Genomic DNA, 5,529 nt, shown 5'->3' with positions numbered 1-5,529 from the left:
TCCAGGGGTTGGTTCAGAATCTGATCAACAAAATTTTTTCCGATGGCCAATTGGACTATTGTGAACTGACCTTGAAAGACCTTCACCGAATTGCCTCAAGCTTCAACAAAATCTTGAATGGCATCCACCACCATCGCATCGAATACCAGGACAGCGCCAGCATGACTTCCGGAAAGGCGAAAAATGGAAGTACTGATCGAAAACCGGCAAAACCGCCGCAGGATGAAAAAACAAGAGATTCATACGACCGCCAGGCGCATTTTAAACGCCTTGGGCTATCCTGAAGCCCAGTTGTCCATTCTGATCGTGGATGACCCCCAGATGGCTGAATTCAATCTGACCTACCTGAACCATGTCGGCCCCACCAACGTCATCGCCTTTCCCATGCAGGAGGGCCCGTTTTCCGACATTTCGCCGGATCTTCTCGGTGATGTGGTGATTTCCGCCGACACGGCCTATCGGGAAGCCGTTGAGGCCGGCATGGAGATGACGGAGCGTTTCAACCAACTGCTGATTCATGGGATCCTTCACCTGACCGGCTACGATCACATCCATTCGGAAGAAGCGGCGGCGGTTATGGAACAAAAAAGCAACGAACTCATGGAACGGATTCGAGAGGAGGAATGAACATGGCAGGTCTGGCAGTCAATATCGATCATATCGCCACGTTGAGGGAAGCACGGAAAGCGAACTATCCGGATCCGGTGGCAGCCGCCGTAATCGCTGAACTGGCCGGAGCGGACGGCATCGTCTGCCATTTGCGCGAAGACCGGCGTCATGTTCAGGACCGCGATATCCGGCTGCTTCGCAAAATGGTCCAAACCAAGCTGATCCTGGAGATGGCAGCCACCTCGGAGATGGTGGGCATTGCCCTGGATGTGCGGCCGGAGTTGGTCACCCTGGTTCCCGAAAGCCGCGAGGAGATCACCACCGAAGGAGGAATGGACCTGATCGTTCACAACAACATCGGCGAGACCATCGGCGCCTTGCAGAACAATGGCATTCCCGTGAGCCTTTTCATCGACCCGGAGCCGGAGCAGATCAAGCTGGCTCACCAGGCCGGTGCCAACATGATTGAAATCCACACCGGTGTCTACTGTGAAGCCACCGGCAACGCCAAACGCAATCAGGCTTTCGCAAGAATCGTAGATGCCGCCAAACTTGCCAAAAAGCTCAAACTGGGCGTCAACGCCGGCCATGGGCTGTGCTACAAGACCATCAAGGCGTTCAGAGGGTTGTCGGAAATCGATGAGTACAGCATCGGCCACAGCATCGTTTCCCGGGCGGTGCTGGTGGGATTGGACCGGGCGGTGAGGGAGATGCGTGAATTAATCCGTGGGCTGTAGCATCTCGGCAGTCCAACGTTTTTCGTCATGCCGGTCGCGGATCAGGCCCGGGATGACCGATCCGGGAGCCAGAAATTCCAATCGCCAAAAACCAAATGACAAACAAATCAAAATAACCAAAATCAAAATTCCAAACCTTACGATCCTGAAGCAAGAATCTTCCAATCATTTTTTTGAGAAATCAAAATGACAATCAATCATTGTCTTTTTTCTTTTTTTGAGATTTGGATATTGTAATTTGGGATTTATTTGAGATTTGTTGATTGTGGTTTGCTATTTAAAATTTGGTGCGCGCGATTCGCGTTTCCTATTTTTTCAGGTCAGGCTCTCAAAATAATGTCTCGAGGAGAAAAAGATGTACTTGGTCACGGCAGATGAAATGCAGCGGATGGATCGGGCGACGATCGAGTCATTTGGTATCCCGGGCCGTGTACTGATGGAAAATGCCGGCCGGGGGGCGACGGCTTTTTTCCTGGAGGCCGTCTACCGCGACCACCCCGGCAGCGTGGGCATTGTTGCCGGACGAGGCAACAACGGCGGAGACGGATTTGTCATGGCTCGGTATCTCCACCAGAAAGGCATCCGGACGACGGTGTTCCTGCTCTCCCAAAGCGACCGGGTCAAAGGGGATGCCGCAGCCAACCTGAAACTGCTGGAACCCATGGGCGTACCGGTGGTGGAATTGGCCGACGCAGCGGCCTTCGAATCCCGCAAGCTGCTGATGCGTCACCAGCACACCTGGATCGATGCGATCCTGGGTACGGGTCTTTCATCGGACGTACGGGGATATTTCAGGACGATAATCGATTTCATCAACCGGCAGGATCGGCCTGTTTTCGCCGTGGATATCGCCTCCGGTCTCGACTCGGACACCGGGCGGGTCTGCGGCGCAAGCATCCAGGCCGCCGCCACGGCCACCTTCGGCTTTGCCAAGGTCGGCCAATTGTGCTATCCGGGACGAACCTTTACCGGTCGGCTGAAAATAATCGACATCGGCATCCCTTTTCACCTTGCCCAAAAAGCAGGCTGCCGGCAGCACCTCATCACGCCCGGGGCCCTGAAGAACGACATCCCTCGTCGATCGGCAACGGTTCACAAAGGCCACACGGGCCATCTGTTGATCCTGGCCGGTTCTCCCGGGAAAACCGGGGCCGCCGCCCTGACCGCCGCGGCCGCCGTGCGCACGGGAGCGGGATTGGTGACACTGGGTGTCCCCAACTCACTGAACCCGGTGCTGGAAACCATGGTCACGGAAGCCATGACCGTCGGATTGCCCGAGACGGCAAACGGTGTCCTGGACGAAGCCGCCCACGAATCCATTACTTCTCTGATCGAGGGAAAACGCTGCCTGGCCATGGGGCCCGGGTTGGGGACCCACCCATCGACGGGCCGGCTGGTCGGGCGATTGATCGAAGAGAGCCCCGTTCCCCTGGTCGTCGATGCGGACGGCCTGAACCTGATTGCAGCGGAACCTTCCGTGCTTTCCAGGCAGCGATCACCCATCGTGCTCACGCCCCATCCCGGAGAGATGGCCAGGCTCAGCGGCCATTCAACGGCGGACATTCAGGATGACCGCATCGGCCATGCGCGCGCATTTGCCGAACGGCATCAGGTGTATCTCGTGCTGAAAGGGGCAGCCTCGGTGGTCGCCCGACCGGACGGCACCGTATTCGTCAATGCCACCGGCAATCCGGGTATGGCCGCCGGCGGGATGGGAGATGTGCTAACCGGCCTGATCGCCGGCCTGATAACCCAGGGCATGGCGGCCGGTGCTGCCGCCCAAACCGGCGTGTACCTCCATGGGAGGGCTGCAGACCGGATGGCGATAAAAAAGGCACCGGTCGGCTACCTGGCCACGGAGGTCGTCGATACCCTGCCGGAGGCGATGGATGAACTTCTCACCGGCGGGGAGCATCTTTCCTGGCCCGAAAGGGACACTCTGCTCAATTCGTCGGGTCATAGCGGGAAATAAATCACCATTACCAACGGTCAAATGAACATCAACCCATCAACCCAACATCACCAAGATGCCCGTGAGCTCGAGACCCATGCACACGATCAAACCGTCGCCCTGGGCAGAGCCATGGGCCGACGGATGAATCGCGGCCTCGTCCTTCTGCTGTTCGGCGACTTAGGCAGTGGTAAGACGGCATTTGCCCAAGGACTGGCCCGCGGTTTGGAGGTTCCGCCATCCTTTACCGTCACCAGCCCCACCTACACCCTGGTCAACGAATACCCCGGCAGGCTGCCTTTTTCTCATGTGGACCTTTACCGCCTGCCGACACCTGTGGATCCGGATGAAATCGGGCTGTTGGATCTTTTCAGCGAAGGCGGCATCGTGGCTGTCGAATGGGCCCAGCGGCTGCACCCGGCAGACCGGCCCGCCTGCCGGATGGACCTGTTTTTTACCGTCACCGGCGATAATGACCGGTCGATCCGCATAATTGCGTATGGACTTGACCCATCGGATCTGCTAAATGACATCGACGTTTAGGTTGCCCCTCCATAGAGGCTTGGATTTGATACGCTTTCTCGACTGTTGAAGGTGAACCACCATGGCATTGATCGTTCAAAAGTTCGGCGGCACATCGGTCGCCGACACCCAACGAATCCGAAACGTCGCCGCCCGTGTGCTCAAAACCCATGAAAAGGGGAACGACGTCGTGGTCATCCTGTCAGCCATGGCCGGTGTGACCGACCGCCTTATCGGTCTGGCGAACGAAGTCACCGAAACCCCGGACCGGCGAGAACTGGATGTACTGCTGGCCACCGGTGAACAGACCACCGCTGCATTGCTGGCCATGATGCTCAAGGGAATGGGACACAAGGCCCAGAGCCTGCTCGGGCACCAGGCGGAAGTGGTCACCGACTGCGAATACGGCAATGCCCGCATCCTGGAGATCGGAACGGACAGGATCAAGCGCCTGCTGGTAGACCGGAACATCGTCGTGGTCGCCGGCTTTCAGGGCACCGACATCCAGGGCAATATCACCACACTGGGCCGCGGCGGGTCAGACACGTCGGCAGTGGCCTTCGCCGCCGCCTTGAACGCCGACGTATGTGAAATCTATACGGATGTGGACGGTATTTACACGGCGGATCCCAACATCTGCCCGCGGGCGAGGAAGATCAAGGAGATCTCCTATGACGAGATGCTGAACATGGCCAGCCTCGGCGCCAAGGTCCTGCAGATCCGTTCGGTGGGATTCGCCAAAAAGTACAATATCCCCGTACATGTCCGATCATCATTTTCAGAGGAGGAAGGCACCATGGTTGTTCAGGAAGAATCCGTCATGGAGCAGCTGGTCGTTTCCGGGGTCACCCATGACCTGAACCAGGCGCGCATTACCCTAAAAAAAGTTCCCGACCAGCCGGGGGTCGCGGCCAAGATATTCTCACCCATCGCCGAGGCGGGAATCCTGGTGGACATGATCATCCAGAACACCCGCGCCGCCGGTCAAACCGATCTGACCTTCACCGTACCCAAGGCGGACTATAAGCGGGCCATGGAGATGCAGCAGCGCCTGGCGGAAAAAATCGGAACGGAGGAGGTGTTTGGCGACCCCCATATCGCCAAGGTATCGGTCATCGGTGTGGGAATGAAAAACCATTCCGGGGTGGCCTCGCTGATGTTCAACGCCCTGGCCCGGGAAAACATCAACATCATCATGATCAGCACATCCGAGATCCGAATCTCCTGCATCATCGAGGAAAAGTATACCGAACTGGCCGTCAGGGTGCTGCATACGGCATTCGGGCTGGACAGAGAAGATTGACGGATTCGTCAACGAACTTAATGAAGTACTTCTCACCCGGACAAATCCGTTTCGTTCTCGTAATCTGCGCCGTGGTGCTGGCTACAGCCCTGTGGCGCTATTTTTCTGCTTAGCCCGCTTGCAACGCACCCACTGTTCATTCAGAAATGTTGATGAACTCGTAATAAGTCACATTTCCGACGGGCTCGTAAAAAGTTCGAGAGCAAGGCTTGCAAATCCTGAGAATACCGCTATCGCGGGTGCCGAAGGCAGCGTACTTACGGTACGCCGCAGTGACGAAGGATGAAGCGTAACGCAGATATCGGGCTTTTTACGAATCCGTCAATCTTCTCTGTCCAGCCCGAATGCCGTATGCAGCACCCTGACGGCCAGTTCGGTATACTTTTCCTCGATGATGCAGGAGATTC

Annotated in this window: 5 protein-coding genes; all 5 read left to right on the top strand. The window is 56.8% G+C overall.

Features of this window, described 5'->3' with window-relative positions; genetic code table 11:
• Positions 1-183 precede the first annotated feature (183 nt).
• The 5 genes from ybeY to ABYV26_RS19515 all read left to right on the top strand — a co-directional run bounded on the left by ybeY (position 184) and on the right by ABYV26_RS19515 (position 5,122).
• The gene (gene ybeY, locus ABYV26_RS19535) at positions 184-627 is read left to right on the top strand and encodes an rRNA maturation RNase YbeY (RefSeq protein ID WP_372683035.1); all 444 of its coding nucleotides are present in this window, start codon (positions 184-186) and stop codon (positions 625-627) included.
• A gap of 2 nt (positions 628-629) precedes the next feature.
• Positions 630-1,346: a pyridoxine 5'-phosphate synthase gene (locus ABYV26_RS19530; RefSeq protein ID WP_372683034.1), complete on the top strand. Its 717-nt coding sequence runs from the start codon at positions 630-632 to the stop codon at positions 1,344-1,346.
• A gap of 355 nt (positions 1,347-1,701) precedes the next feature.
• Entirely contained in the window at positions 1,702-3,318 is a 1,617-nt protein-coding gene (locus tag ABYV26_RS19525; RefSeq protein ID WP_372683033.1) for an NAD(P)H-hydrate dehydratase, read from the top strand.
• A 21-nt stretch (positions 3,319-3,339) separates the two neighbouring features.
• Positions 3,340-3,840, top strand: coding sequence for a tRNA (adenosine(37)-N6)-threonylcarbamoyltransferase complex ATPase subunit type 1 TsaE (gene tsaE, locus ABYV26_RS19520; protein WP_372683032.1), 501 nt, complete (start codon positions 3,340-3,342; stop codon positions 3,838-3,840).
• Positions 3,841-3,901: 61 nt separating this feature from the next.
• Positions 3,902-5,122: an aspartate kinase gene (locus tag ABYV26_RS19515; RefSeq protein WP_372683031.1), complete on the top strand. Its 1,221-nt coding sequence runs from the start codon at positions 3,902-3,904 to the stop codon at positions 5,120-5,122.
• Positions 5,123-5,529: the final 407 nt, after the last annotated feature.

It is taken from the genome of Desulfosarcina sp. (assembly GCF_041551955.1).
Taxonomy (GTDB): Bacteria; Desulfobacterota; Desulfobacteria; order Desulfobacterales; family Desulfosarcinaceae; genus Desulfosarcina.
This window is presented reverse-complemented; position numbering and strand designations above follow the sequence as displayed.

What these genes read in the sequence shown, in the direction of transcription:
- ybeY (WP_372683035.1), top strand. Translation starts at nt 184, where the DNA reads ATGGAAGTACTGATCGAAAACCGGCAAAACCGCCGCAGGATGAAAAAA.
- ABYV26_RS19530 (WP_372683034.1), top strand. Translation starts at nt 630, where the DNA reads ATGGCAGGTCTGGCAGTCAATATCGATCATATCGCCACGTTGAGGGAA.
- ABYV26_RS19525 (WP_372683033.1), top strand. Translation starts at nt 1,702, where the DNA reads ATGTACTTGGTCACGGCAGATGAAATGCAGCGGATGGATCGGGCGACG.
- tsaE (WP_372683032.1), top strand. Translation starts at nt 3,340, where the DNA reads ATGAACATCAACCCATCAACCCAACATCACCAAGATGCCCGTGAGCTC.
- ABYV26_RS19515 (WP_372683031.1), top strand. Translation starts at nt 3,902, where the DNA reads ATGGCATTGATCGTTCAAAAGTTCGGCGGCACATCGGTCGCCGACACC.